The organism is Trinickia symbiotica (genome assembly GCF_002934455.1).
In the GTDB taxonomy this organism is placed as follows: Bacteria; Pseudomonadota; Gammaproteobacteria; order Burkholderiales; family Burkholderiaceae; genus Trinickia; species Trinickia symbiotica.
Genome location: NZ_PTIR01000023.1, coordinates 21,194 through 35,239, shown reverse-complemented (window position 1 = coordinate 35,239; position 14,046 = coordinate 21,194). Strand labels below are relative to the sequence as shown.

Annotated in this window: 11 protein-coding genes; 4 read left to right on the top strand and 7 right to left on the bottom strand. The window is 64.5% G+C overall.

The genetic code is table 11. The annotated features are described in order from the left end of the window. The first annotated feature begins 165 nt into the window (after positions 1 to 165). A complete protein-coding gene (locus B0G57_RS25775; RefSeq protein WP_018441731.1) occupies positions 166 to 1,191 on the top strand; it encodes a class I fructose-bisphosphate aldolase in 1,026 nt (341 codons plus the stop codon). 84 nt (positions 1,192 to 1,275) lie between these two features. On the opposite strand, the gene B0G57_RS25770 is transcribed toward B0G57_RS25775, so the two are convergent. Beyond that, on the bottom strand, positions 1,276 to 2,946 hold the full coding sequence (locus B0G57_RS25770) for an NRAMP family divalent metal transporter (protein WP_018441730.1): 1,671 nt from the start codon (positions 2,944 to 2,946) through the stop codon (positions 1,276 to 1,278). Positions 2,947 to 3,550: 604 nt separating this feature from the next. Continuing rightward, entirely contained in the window at positions 3,551 to 4,309 is a 759-nt protein-coding gene (locus B0G57_RS25760; protein WP_018441728.1) for a Mut7-C RNAse domain-containing protein, read from the bottom strand. A gap of 120 nt (positions 4,310 to 4,429) precedes the next feature. On the opposite strand from B0G57_RS25760, the gene B0G57_RS25755 reads away from it, so the two are divergent. After that, complete coding sequence (locus B0G57_RS25755; RefSeq protein ID WP_018441727.1) at positions 4,430 to 5,299, top strand: NAD(P)-dependent oxidoreductase; 870 nt, start codon at positions 4,430 to 4,432, stop codon at positions 5,297 to 5,299. 97 nt (positions 5,300 to 5,396) lie between these two features. On the opposite strand, the gene B0G57_RS25750 is transcribed toward B0G57_RS25755, so the two are convergent. Continuing rightward, positions 5,397 to 6,656 (bottom strand): MFS transporter, encoded by a 1,260-nt coding sequence (locus tag B0G57_RS25750; RefSeq protein WP_018441726.1) that lies wholly within the window; start codon positions 6,654 to 6,656, stop codon positions 5,397 to 5,399. Between the two features lie 99 nt (positions 6,657 to 6,755). Between B0G57_RS25750 and B0G57_RS25745 the strand changes: the two genes are divergently transcribed. Together B0G57_RS25745 and B0G57_RS25740 are read left to right on the top strand one after the other, a co-directional pair. Beyond that, positions 6,756 to 7,679 (top strand): LysR family transcriptional regulator, encoded by a 924-nt coding sequence (locus B0G57_RS25745; protein ID WP_018441725.1) that lies wholly within the window; start codon positions 6,756 to 6,758, stop codon positions 7,677 to 7,679. 298 nt (positions 7,680 to 7,977) lie between these two features. Next, on the top strand, positions 7,978 to 8,457 hold the full coding sequence (locus B0G57_RS25740) for a response regulator (protein ID WP_018441724.1): 480 nt from the start codon (positions 7,978 to 7,980) through the stop codon (positions 8,455 to 8,457). 317 nt (positions 8,458 to 8,774) lie between these two features. On the opposite strand, the gene B0G57_RS25735 is transcribed toward B0G57_RS25740, so the two are convergent. The 4 genes from B0G57_RS25735 to argC form a co-directional block, all read right to left on the bottom strand. Continuing rightward, positions 8,775 to 9,608: an OmpW/AlkL family protein gene (locus tag B0G57_RS25735; protein WP_018441723.1), complete on the bottom strand. Its 834-nt coding sequence runs from the start codon at positions 9,606 to 9,608 to the stop codon at positions 8,775 to 8,777. A 122-nt stretch (positions 9,609 to 9,730) separates the two neighbouring features. After that, positions 9,731 to 10,999, bottom strand: coding sequence for a DUF2957 domain-containing protein (locus B0G57_RS25730; protein ID WP_018441722.1), 1,269 nt, complete (start codon positions 10,997 to 10,999; stop codon positions 9,731 to 9,733). A gap of 134 nt (positions 11,000 to 11,133) precedes the next feature. Continuing rightward, positions 11,134 to 12,474, bottom strand: coding sequence for a DUF2957 domain-containing protein (locus B0G57_RS25725; RefSeq protein ID WP_026229855.1), 1,341 nt, complete (start codon positions 12,472 to 12,474; stop codon positions 11,134 to 11,136). Between the two features lie 561 nt (positions 12,475 to 13,035). After that, positions 13,036 to 13,986: an N-acetyl-gamma-glutamyl-phosphate reductase gene (argC, locus tag B0G57_RS25720; protein ID WP_018441720.1), complete on the bottom strand. Its 951-nt coding sequence runs from the start codon at positions 13,984 to 13,986 to the stop codon at positions 13,036 to 13,038. Positions 13,987 to 14,046: the final 60 nt, after the last annotated feature.

The window sequence follows — 14,046 nt, the reverse complement described above, 5'->3', positions numbered from 1 at the left end:
CGATGCGTGCCCTGCCGCGCCACGCCTCAGCGCTCCGTGGGCACCGAACTTGCAGCGCAGGGCGGACCGGCACCAGGCGGTTCATCCGCGCGCCGGAGTCTTCTTGCCGCTTGAAGTCGCCGGCATTCAATGGTCCCTGGTGCAACAGCTTTCGGAGGATCGACGATGAGTACGCTCAGACAGGAATTACAAGCCACCATCGATGCCCTCGTGCAGGAGGGCAAAGGGCTGCTCGCAGCCGACGAGAGCGGCCCCACGATCGCGAAGCGGTTCAAGACGGTCGGCATCGAATCGACGGAAGAGAACCGCCGTCAGTGGCGCAGCCTGCTGCTCGGTGCGCCAGGGCTCGGCGAGTTCGTGAGCGGGGTCATCCTGTACGAGGAAACGCTCGGGCAAAAGGCCGACGACGGCGAACTGCTGCCGCGTCTGGCCGAGCGCCAGGGCATCGTGCCCGGCATCAAGGTCGATAAAGGCAAGATTCCGCTCGTCAATGCGGCCGGCGACGAAATCACGCAAGGGCTCGACGGGCTCGCCGAGCGACTCGAGCATTACAAGGAGCAGGGCGCGCGCTTTGCGAAGTGGCGCGCGGTCTACAACGTGTCGGACACGTTACCGAGCCGGTTGGCGATCGAGACGAATGCGGAATCGCTGGCCTGCTACGCGGCAATTTGCCAGGAGGCGGGCGTCGTGCCGATCGTCGAGCCGGAGGTGCTGATCGATGGCGATCACTCGATCGAGCGCTGCGCCGAAGTCACCGAAGCGGTCTTGCACGAGGTGTTTCATGCGCTGCACCGCCATGGCGTCGCGCTCGAGTTGATGTTGCTGAAGCCGAGCATGGTGCTGCCGGGCAAGGAGCACGCGAAGCAGGCGAGTATCGACGAAGTCGCATCGAGTACGGTGAGGGTGCTCGGCCGTACAGTGCCGCCCGTCGTGGCCGGCGTTTTCTTCCTGTCCGGCGGCCAGACGCCTGAGCAGGCGACCGCGCATCTCGATGCGATCAATCGCACAGGGCGGCGCCCATGGCCGCTCAGCTTCTCTTATGCGAGGGCGCTGCAGGAGCCGCCGTTGAAAGCATGGCGCGGCCAGTCCGCGAACGTCGGGGAAGCGCGTCAGGCGCTGCTCAAGCGCGCACGGCTCAATGGAGCCGCGGCACGCGGACGTTACGACGCCGCGGACGAGAAGAAGGGCTGAACCGGACCTGGCGTTGGGAGCTGGACCGCCGCCGCACGATGGCGATCATCGAGCGGCAGCGGCCGGGGCGTGCAGGTGCTCTGGTCAATGCACCGCGAGTTGCACGACCTTGACGATGACGAGCCCGACGGCGATCACCAGATAGCCGCGCAACGCGGCCATCCATACGCGCGTCGAAAGCGTCAGCTTCGGCGGCGGCAATTCGTCGAGCGGCGGCATACGCCATGAATCGCGCGCTGCATCGTCGTCGCCGTTCCCGTGTGCCGGCTTATGTTCCCCACCGAGGACTGGCTTCGCGACCCGGCGCTGCGCGATGAGCGTCGCCAGGTACCCCACGACGAAGAGCACGATCCCGCCGACAAGGATTTCGACGATCGTGCCGCCCGTGATGTCGGGGAAGACCGTCGCGGCCGTCAGGATGATCGAGAGTACGACGAGGACGGCGATCACAGTGCCCGTGAACGCATTGAGCCGCTTCGAGTTGACCCATGGGCCGAGCACTGCCTTGTCGTTGCAAAGCAGCAGCAGGAACACCGTCGCGCTCGGCAACAGCACGCCGGCGAGCGTTTGCACGGCTTCGGTCAAGAGGCCGAGCGGGGTGCCCGGCAGCAGGACGAGCGTGGCGGCAAGCGCGATGATCGCGAAGTAGACGAGATAGAACCCCTTCGCATCGGACACGCCTCGATGCAGCGAATGACGGATCGCGAACACGTCGCCGATCGCGTAGGCGGTCGCCAGCGAAACCGCGGCGGCGCCGATGATCGATGCGTCGAGCAGCGCCACGGCGAAGATTGTGGCCGACGTCTTGCCGACATACTGGTGCAGCCCCGCGATCACGCCGCCCGCGTCGGTGAAGTTGCCGGACTCGGGGCGGCCGGAAAAGAGCGCGGCCGTGAACGCCATCATCGCGACAGCGCCGACGATCACGAAGACGATCCCGATCCAGAGGTCCGCCTTTTCATACTTCATGAAGCGCGGCGTGATGCGCTTGTCGATCACGTAGCTCTGCTGGAAGAACAATTGCCACGGCGCGATCGTCGTGCCGACGATGCCGATCACGAGCAGCATGACGTCCGAGAGCTTCGCACCGTGCGGCCAGCCCGGCACCGCGAAGTCGTGCGCGATGACGCCGACGGGCGGATGGATCGACACGAGCACGGGCACGAGCAGCAGGCTCAGCAGACAGAGCACGATGGCAAAGCGCTCGAAGCGCCGGAAGTCGCCGGTGCTGACAGCGGCCATCGTCAGCACGGCGGCCGCGCAGACGCCGAGGATCTTCGGCACGCCGAGAAATTGCAGCGCGAACGTAATGCCGATGAATTCGGTGACGATCGTGAGCGCATTGAGCAGGAACAGGTCGATGACGCTGAAGGCACCCCAGAACTTGCCGAAGCGCTGGAAGATGAGGCGCGCATGGCCCACCCCCGTGACGGCGCCGAGCCGCAGCACCATCTCCTGGTTCACGTAGAGCACCGGAATCAGGAGGGCGAGCGTCCAGAGCAGCGTCGTGCCGTAGTTCTGGCCCGCTTGTGTGTAAGTGCCGAACGCGCCGGCGTCGTTGTCGCCGACCATGACGATGAGGCCCGGGCCGAGGATGGCGAGCAGCGTGCGCAGGCGCGCCATCCACGTGCGGCGCGGCGCCACGTCGTGATGGGCGATGGTGCCGAACGCACCCCTGATGTCGCCGATGTGCGCGTCGTCGAGCACGGCGCTACGTGCGCGGGCGAGGTTCGTGATGTTTGCAGGTGTGGACATTTCGCTTCTTCCGCTGATGATGCCGGTTATTGGAGCGACGACTCGGTCCGCCGGGCGTTTGCGCATCCGCGCAGCGACGGATCGTGTTCGACGATCGCTTGTTGCCCGCGCTACGCGCGGACATGTTCAACCACGCGCGGCCAGTACGGCCGGCCGCGCGAACGAATGGCGCACGAACCCGCCAGGCCCGTGCGCACCGAACCATCGAAAACGGACGTGCGAGCGGAAACGGCCATACCGGCCATACGCACGCGTTCCGTCCCGATGGCGGAACGGCCATTCGAAGCGATGCGCGAGTGATGTCAGAGAAAGAAGACTACGAAGCGCACCGTCTGCCTGCTGGCTAGACGGCGGCGAAGAGGGGAATCAGCGCGGACGTCGTGCCGGTCAGGCAGAAAAACTGTTCGAAGGTCGACTACTGCAACCGTCCAAGGGATACACCCCACTTGTTGAGATAACGAAATTGTAGTTTCCCAGTGAAACGACGGTCAACCGTTAATTTCGGAGTCCTGTGCGTTTTCAGCCACTCCGGTCGCGGGCGAGCGTTCGATAGGAGTGCGAACCATTTCGAAAGCGGGCCGGGTCGCATTGAACTGCTTTCGGACTACTGAGCGTTCCGGTCGCGGGCGAGCGAATCGACGAGCGCGCGCATGCGGCTCCAGTGCGAGCCTTCCCAGAAGATGCGCTTGCAGACGTCGCAGGTGACGAACCGCGTTTGCCGCTCGAAGACGCCATCCGGTACGCGCCCGAGCGCCTCGGACCGCTCGAGCGAGCGCAGCGGCACATTGCAGGTCAGACAAAGGCGGAACGGCCTGAGGCTTCGGATCAAGTCGAGTCTGCCGACGATTTCGCGCAATTGTTCCTGCGGCTTCAGCGCGCGCACATAACAGCCGTGCGTGATCGTACGGCGCTTGAGCAACTCGCGATCGCGCGAGAGCACGATGCGTCCCTCGGCGGCGGCGAGCGCCTCGATTTCTTCATCGGCGTAATGATTGTCGTAGAGCGTATCGAAGCCGGCGAGGCGCAGCAGATGGGCGAGGCCGCCGAGATGGGCGTCGGCCACGAAGCGAATGACACGCAGCGGCGCCGGCCGCACGCGCAGCATGGGCGTGATGTCGAGTGCCTCGAACTTCGGATAGACGGCGACGCGATCGCCTTCTTCGAGCACGCGATCGAAGCCGACCGATTCGCCGTTGACGAGAATGAGCTCGACCTCGGTATGCGGCACGCCGAGTGCTTCGATCATGTGTTTGGTGGTGGCCGCCCGCGCGCAGACACAGCTGATCTCGCGCCGACGCAGCGGCGGGGCCAGAAAGTCGTTCAGCTCTTCGTAAAAGCGAAAAGTCGCGGTCACGGGCGGCATGAATACGAGTATCGCATAGCGGGCACGACCCCGAGGTTTGCCGAGTCGGCTGCAAGCGCCGGACGTTCGTGCTGCACTAGGCGCCTTTCGGCAAGAGCCGTTCGTCAGAAGGAGCGATAGATGGACATCGGATTTATCGGCCTCGGCAGCATGGGCCGGAGCATCGCGGAAAACATCCTGAAAGCCGGCCACGGCGTGCGCGTCTGGAACCGCTCGCGCGAGCGGGCGCAACCGCTCGAGGCGCTCGGCGCGAAGCTCGTCGATACGCCGGCCGATGCGTTTTCCGGCGACGCCGCGTTCTCGATGCTGGCCGACGATGCGGCCGTGCGCGAGGTGTTCGCGACGGGCCTGCTCGATCACGCGCCGCGCGATTTCGTGCACGTGAACATGGCGACGGTCTCCGTCGCGTTCGCCGAAGCGTTCGCGCGCGAGCACGAGGCGCGCGGGATTCACTATGTGGCCGCGCCGGTCATGGGGCGCCCGGACGTCGCCGCGGCCGGCAAGCTCACGATCATCGCCGCCGGCGCGAGTGCCGCGATCGATCGCGTGCAGCCCGTTCTCGATGCGATCGGTCAGAAGACCTGGCGGATCGGCGCCACGCCGCAGCATGCGAACGTCGTGAAGCTCGCCGCCAACTTCGCGCTGGCATCGGCCGTCGAAACACTCGGCGAGGCTTCGGCGCTGCTCGCCGGGCACGGCGTCGCGATGACGGATTTTCTCGACGTCATCACGAATAGCGTGTTCCCGGGCCCCGTCTATTCAGGCTATGGCAAGCTCATTGCCGAGGATCGCTACGAGCCCGCGCAGTTCAAGGCGCGGCTCGGATTGAAGGATGTGCGGCTGGCGCTCGCCGCCGCCGAGGCTTGCTCGACGCCGCTGCCCATCGGCAGCGTCGTGCGCGACAGCCTGCTCGACGCGATCGCCCATGGCGACGGCGAGAAGGATTTCGCCGTGCTTGGCAAAGTGGCGGCGCGGCGGGCGGGGCGATAGGCGGCCATTACGAACCGTCGAACCGTCGAGCCTTCGAGCTTGTCCTGCCGCGGCCATCATCGCTGGCGGTTGCGGCAGCGACGGTTCGCCAACCATCCTAATCGCTCGCCCCCCGAGCCAATCCGAGCGCGAGCGCGGTGCCGGCGAATGCCAACGCGACGACGGTGACGCCTGTCCAGCCTGCCCACGCCCAACCCAAGCCGCCGAGCGACGCGCCGAGTGCGCCGCCGACGAAGAAGATGCCGACGAAAAGACCGTTGAGCCGGCCGCGAGCGGCGGGATTCATCAAGTTGATCGCGCGCCGCCCCAGCGTCTGATCGGTCACGACGCCCGCATCGAGCGTCGCCGCGCTCGCGACGAGCAACGCGAGCGCCCATCCGCGATGCGCGGTTACAGAAAAGCCGAACCATCCGGCGCCGGCGATGCCGCTCGCGATCACGGCCACGACCATGCTCAGGTGGCCAATCGTGAGTGCCGCCCTGCCGTGACCAAGATCGCCGGCGCGGCCGGCGAGCGGCGTGGCGACGACCCCAGCGGCGCCGGCGAGCGCGAAGATGCCGATCTGGTAGAAGTCGAGTCCGAACGGCGCTTGCGCGAGCTTCAGGCCGATCGCGGTCCAAAAGGCGCTGAACGAACCCATCGCCAACGCGGCGGATAACGCGCGGCGCTGCAAGGTCTGCTCATGGCGCAGGAGCGTCCATAGGGAGCCAAGCAACTGGGGATATCGCGTGGCGACCTCCGGTGTCCGTTTCGGCAACTGTGTCGCGAGGACGAACGCGATCACGACGTCCGCCGCGGCCGCGATGCCGTAGAACGCGCGCCATCCCACCGATCCCGCCACGACGCTCGCGAGCGGTCGCGAGAGCAGAATCCCGAGCATCAGGCCGCTCATGACGTTGCCGACAGCGCGGCCGCGATGGCTCTCAGACGCCATCGACGCCGCCATCGGCACGAGCATCTGAATGACGCTCGAGGTGGCTCCGGCGAAGAAGATCGCCGCGAGAAAGAGAGTCCCCGAGTGCGTGAGCAGGGCGACACTGAGCCACACGGCCGCGGCCGCGAGCGTGCGCACGATGAGCCTGCGGTTTTCGACGAGATCGGCGAGCGGCACGAGCAGCACGAGCCCGAACGCGTAGCCCAACTGCGGCAGCATGGCGACAGCGCCAGTGAGGCTCGCGGGCAGCGCGAGCGAGCGGGCGATCGGGCCCGTGAGCGGCTGCGCGGCGAACAGGTTGATGACGATGATTCCGGTTGCCGCGGCAAAGAGCAGCGTGAGCGCGGTCGTGAGCGTCTGGGGTGCTTCGACCTCGATGCTGTCCGTCACCGTGGCGGGGCAAGTGTCGGCGGGCCGGTTCATAGCGGCTGGGTCCATGAACGAGTGAAGGAGCGTTCATCGTAAGTGCCCGCCTTATATGCGACAATTGAAATATATCGATACTGATTATGCGTAACTGTTGTGAACACTCGTGACCTTCAGGCGTTCGTGGCGGTCGTCGATAGCGGCTCGATGGTGCGCGCGGCGACGCGGCTGCATCTGACGCAGCCTGGCCTTACGCGTCGCGTGCAGAACCTCGAAGCGATGCTCGGCGTGCCTTTGCTCGACCGTCAGAGCAAGCCGCTGAAGCCCACGAGCGCGGGCAGGGAGGTATACGCGCTCGCGCGCGCGGTGCTGCGCTCCGTCGACGATCTGCTCGCCGTTGCGGCGCCAGGCAGCGAGCCGACCGGCGAACTGAGAATCGGCGTGCCGCCGTTCTTGTCCGAGCTGGCGCTGGAGGCGCCTGTCGACCGGCTGCGCGCGGCGTTTCCGCGCTTGACGCTGCGCGTGATGGCCGCGTGGTCGCCGGCATTGCTCGAGCGCCTGACGCGCGCGGAGGTCGACGCGGCGGTCGTCCTGATGCCGGCGTCCTTCGAGATGCCGGACTCGATCACGTCGACGTTGCTGGCTGTGCACCCGACGCTCGTCGTAGCTTCGCGTGCGTTCGAGTTGCCGCGCCCGCCACGCGGCAAGGAGGCGGCTTCGCTGACGCTCGAGGAACTCGCGCGCTACCCCTGGGTGCTCAACCAGGACGGTTGCGGAATGCGTTCCGTGTTGAACCGCGCGTTGCAAGCGGCCGGACTTCGATTCGAAGTCGCCGTCGAAGCGTTCGGGTCGGACTTGCAGCTCTCGCTCGTTGCGCGCGGCCTCGGCCTCGGCGTCGTCACGCCGCACGTGCTCGCGCGCAGCCCGTATCGAGACGCGTTACGGCCGATCGATGTCCCGGGCTTCGACGGGCGCCTCAATGTCTGGCTCGTGCACGGAGCCTTGCCTGGCCGGCTCGTGCGGCCGATCGAGCTGTTGCGCGACGCGCTGACCGAGCTGCTGGACGACGAGCGTCCCTAGCCACCGCGCCGTGCACGCAGCTTGCTCGCCTTACAACATGGACAGGTGGGCGGTCCACGATCGCCGTTCGGGCCGCGCCGTCGAGTGAATGCCGTTTATGCCAACGGGAAGCGCGATGCAGAAAAATTTTGCCAATCTGTGAGAAAAGGCTCTATTTTTAGCAGGGCGCTCACGATCGAATGCGCTTTCGGACTGTCAAAGACGTTTAGGACTCCGGAGCGATCGATTGGGCAAGGGCGGTAGTCGACAGGAATGCGAGGTGAGCTTGACTTCCTCTGACGCAAGTCAAGGACGGGCCATGACGAACACGATGAAATCGAACTCACCGGATACCGGTCGCGTCGCGGTGGCGACGCCGGGCCTCCATGCGAGCCAACAACCTGATCTCGGCACCGCGAAGACCGAAGCCATGCAGCACAAGTGCGTCCTGATCGTGGACCGCGACGCCGAGACGCTCGCGGGCCTGACGTTCCTGCTCGAATCGATGGGCTACGGCGTCGTCGCGACCTGCGACAATCGCGAGGCCCTCGAAATCGCGCAACGGCGGTTGCCCGACGCGGCGTTGATCGACGTCGGCGCACCGCAGCTCGAAGGGCTGAGCGTGGCGCACGCCTTGCGCGAAATCGCCGGCAAGCGTCCTCTCTTGCTGATCGCGCTGACGGGATGGGGCCAGCCGCAATATCGCGAAATGGCGCTCGAGGCAGGGTACGACGTCCATTGGGTCAAGCCGATCGGCGCGGATCAGGTGAATTTTCTGCTGTCGATGACGCTCGTATGACTGTTGTCGAAAAGCAACGAATCCCGTCCGAATCGGACAGGTTGTTGCAACGCACCAAGGTCTTTGGTAAAGTAGGAACTGTCTCCTCCATGTCTCCTCTGATATGGATTCAGCCCGCCACCAGGCGGGCTTTTTTTTGCCTGTCGCGCGCATCCAGTGCAGAAACCGCCGATTGACAGACTGACCGCACTGATGGTCCGCGGCGACGGCCGTTTGCCCGATCGAGCCGGACCGGAAGGCCGCTTCGCCGTTCCTCAGGCGGCCGAAGGACGATGCCCTCGACGCGGCTGCGGCGGCTGCGTACATCAGCCCCTGCTTCAGAACTTATAAGACAAGGCGAGGAAGGTAATCAGCGGGTCCGCCGTGAGCTTCCCTTGAGTCACGCCGAGCACCGTTCCGTCCGCGGCCTTGACGATGACCGACGACGTCGTCTTGAGCGGGATATAGGTCAAGTTCGCCGTCAGCCCCCAGTGCTTCGTGAGGCTGTATGCGGCTCCCACATTGAAGACCGGGGCCCACGAAGGCGACGCCTTGGCCTCGACGCTCGTCGGTCCCGGCTTGTTCGCGCCGGCTGCGAGCACGGCGCCGAGATTGTTTTGAGTCGAGGTGACGAAGTTCGGGTTGAGCTGAATGTCGGAGTACCAGTTGTACGACACACCGATACCCAGATATGGCCTGAAGCGCGCCGTCGCGGATCCGAAGTAGTAGTGCAGCAAGACGGCCGGGCTCCATTGCCGCACGCTCTTCACGATGGGCTCGTTCGACGGATCGTCGAGATCGACGGTGCCGAGCGCGGCCGCGGGTCCCGGCGGCACGATCTTGCCGCGTCCATACATCTTGAACGTCGGCGGCACGCCCGCCACCGTCGTGAGGGCGATATGGTCCGTGAAGAAGTGGCTGATCACGAGCCCGGCCGTGTCGGCGTTCGTCGTCGATAAACCCGTACCCGGCGAATTGAACGAGCTCGGCAGCCGCAGCGGCGTATCGATCGGCTGCGGTGCGACGCCGGTCGTGAGCGTCGTGCTCGAATCCTGGGGCATGACATGGAACCAGCCGAGCGAGATCACGTTGGCGCCGGCCGCCTGTCCGTGCGCGACGCCGGAAACGGAAAATGCGAGTGCGGCGGTTGCCGCAATCTGAGTGCGTTTCATTTTTTCTCTCTCCCTTAGCTGCGTTTTCCCGCAGCATTTTTATCGGTCTTGCGTCCCGCGCTGTCCGGCTCGCAGCGAGCCGCGCGACAGCGCGGTAACGCACGCGGGGCAAGCTCGATCCGCTACTGCACCGGCTGCTGCACGAATGCGTTGATCAGGAAGTACGGCGACGACGCATTCGATTGATCGAGATAGCCGAACACGCCGCCCGTAAAGATGAATTTCCCGGTCGGCGTGCTCGAGGACGCACTCGCCGGCCACGACGTGACGACCCCGGGCACGCTCTCGGCGAAGCTGAGATCCAGTGCCGTCGCAAGCGAGGCCTGAGAAGGCTGATACGGGTCGAGCATCGTCGCCTGCGTTCCTTCGAGCGCCGTCGCGCGGTAATTGAATTGGCTGTCGACGCCGATGTATTGACCGTTTTGCGAGTTCACCGAGACGTTCGTTTGCGGCGCGAGGATCGAGATGCCCGACTCGTCATCGGCGACGAGCGTGTTCGGATTCGCATACCCGTTGCGAATCAGGATCGGCACGAGCTGATTGTTGAGCTTGCCGACGATGAGATAGCCCGTGCCCTGCGGCTGCGCGGCAAGTGTCGGCTTCGCCTGCCCCTGGAAGTGATCCGTCTCGAACGTGCCGCTGCCGTCCGTCGCGGGTTTCCAGTTATCGCCGGGTTGCAGGCATTTGCCGGCGTTGACGCCCGTGTTGTCGCATTCAGTCCACGTGCCGTCGGCGTTGATTTTGATCGTGGCGTCGACGGCTACCGGCATGAAGTTCTGCGACGGCACCTGGTGATAGCCGAGCTGATTGTAGGTGCCGGCCACATCGGCGAAGTTCGAGTCGAGCGTCGAAAATCCGATGAACGGGTAGAACGGGAACTTGGTGTCGGGCACCGCACCCACGCCGGCCATGCCGTTGTATTGGATCTCTTTGCCCGGAATGGTGCCGCCGAGCACGCCAAAGCCGACGAAGATGCGCGACGGCCGGCTCGCATCGAGGCTTACGTTGTTGCCGCTGCTATCGGCGAGGTAGTACGCGCATTGGTTCTGCTTGTCGGTCGGCAGCTTCGTTTCCTGCACGAGCTTGCCGCCTTGCGTGGTGCCGGCGCGCGTCGGCGTGACCGTGCCCGTCGTTTGAGGAACGGCTGACTCGACATAGGTGACCTGCCACGTCATATTGGTCGTGTCGATTTGCATCTTGACGAGCTCGCCGTCGCCGCCGCCGCCCGTGAAGACGGTGCTGTAATCGAGCGAAGCGGGGCAGAGCCTTTGCACCACGGGCGGCGGTGGATCGCCGCCGCTGGCGGCACTACCGCCGCAGCCCGCAAGAATCACAACGGACGCCGCCAGCGCCGGCGTCAAAAGGCCGTTCAGGATTGCCCGAATCATCATGTTTCTCCCTTCGCTCGTTTATCGTTATCGGGCGGCCTCCTCCCTGTCGGTCCGCCCTTTTCATTTATTTCGTACTGCTAACTTCTCCTCCCTTCATTGCCTGACGACTTCAACTGGCCGAAAGTCTTCTCTTCTTAACGAGGACCGGCGAACGCACCAATGCCGAAATAAGGCGCGGAGCTCGTCGTTTGCCCGACGATCGCCGAGGACGGTGTGATGCCTCCGTTCTCCGTGCCTTGCAGCAAGATCGCGTAGAGTCCCCCTATCGTCGAGGTCGGCGAAAAGCCTGTCGCGATCGCGTAGCCGGAATTGCCTTGATCGTCCTGAATCGAGAGCAGACCCTGGTTCGACGACGGGTAGGTGAGCGTGAACCTGCTCTCGATCGTGTTCGTCGGTGGGTCGACGAACTTGCCCGATGCGCCCTGGATGATCGCCGCGGTGTACTTGAAGTTCGAATCGGCGCCGGCGTAGCCGCCATCGATCGCGCCCGATGCGATCGGGCTTGCGGCGGCGAGCATCGCGATGCCCGATTCGTCGTCGACGGCGAGCGAGAGCAGGTTCGAGTTCGCGTAACCGGTTCGCACGACGATCGGCACGATCGAGCCGTTGAATTGCCCGAGCACCATGTTCGCGTGCGCGCCGCTGCCGAGCGTTGTGCCACCGACGATCGCGGGCGGATTGCTGCTCATGAAATAGTTGCCCGAGCTGCTCGCGGTCCATGCGCTGCCCGTCGTCTTGCAGTTGCCCGATGTCGAGGTGCAATTGCCGCTCGCATCGAACGTTTCAGTATCGTTCGTACCAACCGCCGCGTAGTTATCCGACGGTTGCTGGTGATAAAGGAGTGCGTTGTAGGTGCCTTGCAGATCCGCCAGACGAGTGTCGACTTGCGCAAAGCCGATGAACGGATAGAAGTCGAACTTCCTGTCAGGGACGGCGAAGAGCCCGGCCACGCCTGAGAACTGAACCTCCGCGCCCGGAATGCCGCCGCCCGCCACACCGCCTTCGCCGATGAAGATCGTCGGCGGGTTGCTCGAATTGAAGGTTGCGGAAGTCGAGTAGGAGGATCCGCCTGATGTGGTGCCTGTGCCCGGCTCCAGAATGAACGCACAGCGGTTCTGCTCGGCCGTCGGCAAGTTCGTCGTGTGCTGCACGGCGCCCGTTATCGTGATGCCGGCACGCGTCGGCATGACTGTTCCCGCTTGCAGCGGAATCGGTGATTCGAGCCACTTGAGCGTGTAAGTCATCGCCGTGGCGTCGATCCGCAGGCTCACGATCTCGCCGCTACCCGCGCCGCCGAGATAGGTGTTGCTGGAAATGGCATCCGCCGTCGGGCACAGCGATGCAGTCGGCGTCGACGTCGGCGCGCCTTGCGTGCCGCACGCGGCACCCGAGCATTGCGAGGCGCTTGCGGCGGGCGCGCCGTCGCCGCCTCCGCCTCCGCAGGCGGACCACAATGGGGCGCTCGCAATCGCCAATAGCGAGCCCCATGACATGACACGTGAGGACATGCTTTCGTCTCCCTGATCTGATCTCGTTATGCGGCGTAATTTCGCCGTGCATTTCTGCGCTGTCAATTGAAAGAGGTGTCTAAATTTCCGAATTCAAACAGCGACGCATGTTGAAAATGCGCATTGCATCGACGATCGAGGGCAAATTGAAACGCAAACCGCGTTTCAATCGGAAGTGCGACAAGATGTAACAGAACGCATTGGCCGTGTGCGGCGCGCGGCAAGGACGTGGGTCGGCAGACGAGGGTCGCCAGACGATGCAGCGCAGATAGAACGAAGATCTGGTGTCCTTATGCGGAAAGTAATTCCGGCCGAGTGACGGCATTCGCTAAAGGCGCTGGATGATTTTTCCGATTGTGATCACTATCTCGCCGGTGCCAGTTGAAATCCCAATATCTGAGGTTTTGCCTCACGATCAGCCCCAATGAAAAAGCCGGCTGAAGCAGCCGGCTTGATCGATCGCGGATTGTCGATTGCCGAATGGCGTTCCGCGCGGAAAACGATTCGGCGAACTCGCCGATGGCTTCGTCAGCGCACGAGCCCAGTGTCCTCGGCCGCGCCGATGCTGAGGTTCATGCATTGGATCGCCGCGCCCGATGCGCCCTTGCCGAGATTATCGAGCCGCGCGACGGTCACGAAGCGCTCGTCGTTACCGAACACGAAGAGGTCGACTCGGTTGGTGTCGTTGTTGGCCTGCGCATCGAAGAACCCGCCGTCGAGATTCTCGTCGGCATCGAACGGCGCGACGCGCACGAACGCTTCGCCGCTGTAATACTCGGCGAAGAGCGCCTGGATGTCGCGCGGCGTGGCGCGCTTCGCGAGCTGCTCGGGCGAGAAGTACGTCGTGACGGCAAGGCCCTTATAGAAGTTGCCGACGATGGGCGTAAAGATCGGCACAGACTTGAGCCGCGCATGCGCGGCCATCTCGGGCAGATGCTTATGGCCAAGCGCGAGCGCATATGCGCGCGGGCTCGCGAGCTTCGCGGCGGGCGGGCTCGCCTCGTAGTCGGCGATCATCTTTTTGCCGCCGCCACTGTAGCCTGTCAGCGAGTACGAATGGGCCTGGAACTCAGGCGCGACGATGCCGGCCTCGATGAGCGGACGCATGGCGAGCACGAACGCCGAGGCATGGCAGCCCGGCACGGCGATGCGCTTCGACGTCCGGATCCGCTCACGCTGCGCGCGCGTGAGCTCGGGCAGACCGTAGGCCCAATCGGCGTGCGTCCGAAACGCCGTGCTCGCATCGATGACGACGGTCCGGTCGTTCTCGACCAGGCTTGCGGATTCGCGCGAAGCGACGTCGGGCAGGCAGAGGAACGTCACATCGGACGCATTGATGAGCCTGCGCCGCTCGTCGATGTCCTTGCGCTTTGCTTCGTCGATCCGCAGCACTTCGACGTCGGTGCGTCGCGACAGGTATTCGTAAATCTTGAGGCCTGTCGTGCCTTCCTGTCCGTCGACAAATACTTTCGTGCTCATTTCGCTCTCGTTGAGTGGGGCGGATTGACGTGGTGGCGCGCAGGCGGCGCCCGAAACCGT

Excerpts from the sequence above, each read along its gene's own strand:
- B0G57_RS25760 (WP_018441728.1), bottom strand. The coding sequence starts at position 4,309 with ATGCCGCCCGTGACCGCGACTTTTCGCTTTTACGAAGAGCTGAACGAC.
- B0G57_RS25750 (WP_018441726.1), bottom strand. The coding sequence starts at position 6,656 with ATGAACCGGCCCGCCGACACTTGCCCCGCCACGGTGACGGACAGCATC.
- B0G57_RS25770 (WP_018441730.1), bottom strand. The coding sequence starts at position 2,946 with ATGTCCACACCTGCAAACATCACGAACCTCGCCCGCGCACGTAGCGCC.
- B0G57_RS25775 (WP_018441731.1), top strand. The coding sequence starts at position 166 with ATGAGTACGCTCAGACAGGAATTACAAGCCACCATCGATGCCCTCGTG.
- argC (WP_018441720.1), bottom strand. The coding sequence starts at position 13,986 with ATGAGCACGAAAGTATTTGTCGACGGACAGGAAGGCACGACAGGCCTC.
- B0G57_RS25735 (WP_018441723.1), bottom strand. The coding sequence starts at position 9,608 with ATGAAACGCACTCAGATTGCGGCAACCGCCGCACTCGCATTTTCCGTT.
- B0G57_RS25730 (WP_018441722.1), bottom strand. The coding sequence starts at position 10,999 with ATGATGATTCGGGCAATCCTGAACGGCCTTTTGACGCCGGCGCTGGCG.
- B0G57_RS25755 (WP_018441727.1), top strand. The coding sequence starts at position 4,430 with ATGGACATCGGATTTATCGGCCTCGGCAGCATGGGCCGGAGCATCGCG.
- B0G57_RS25740 (WP_018441724.1), top strand. The coding sequence starts at position 7,978 with ATGACGAACACGATGAAATCGAACTCACCGGATACCGGTCGCGTCGCG.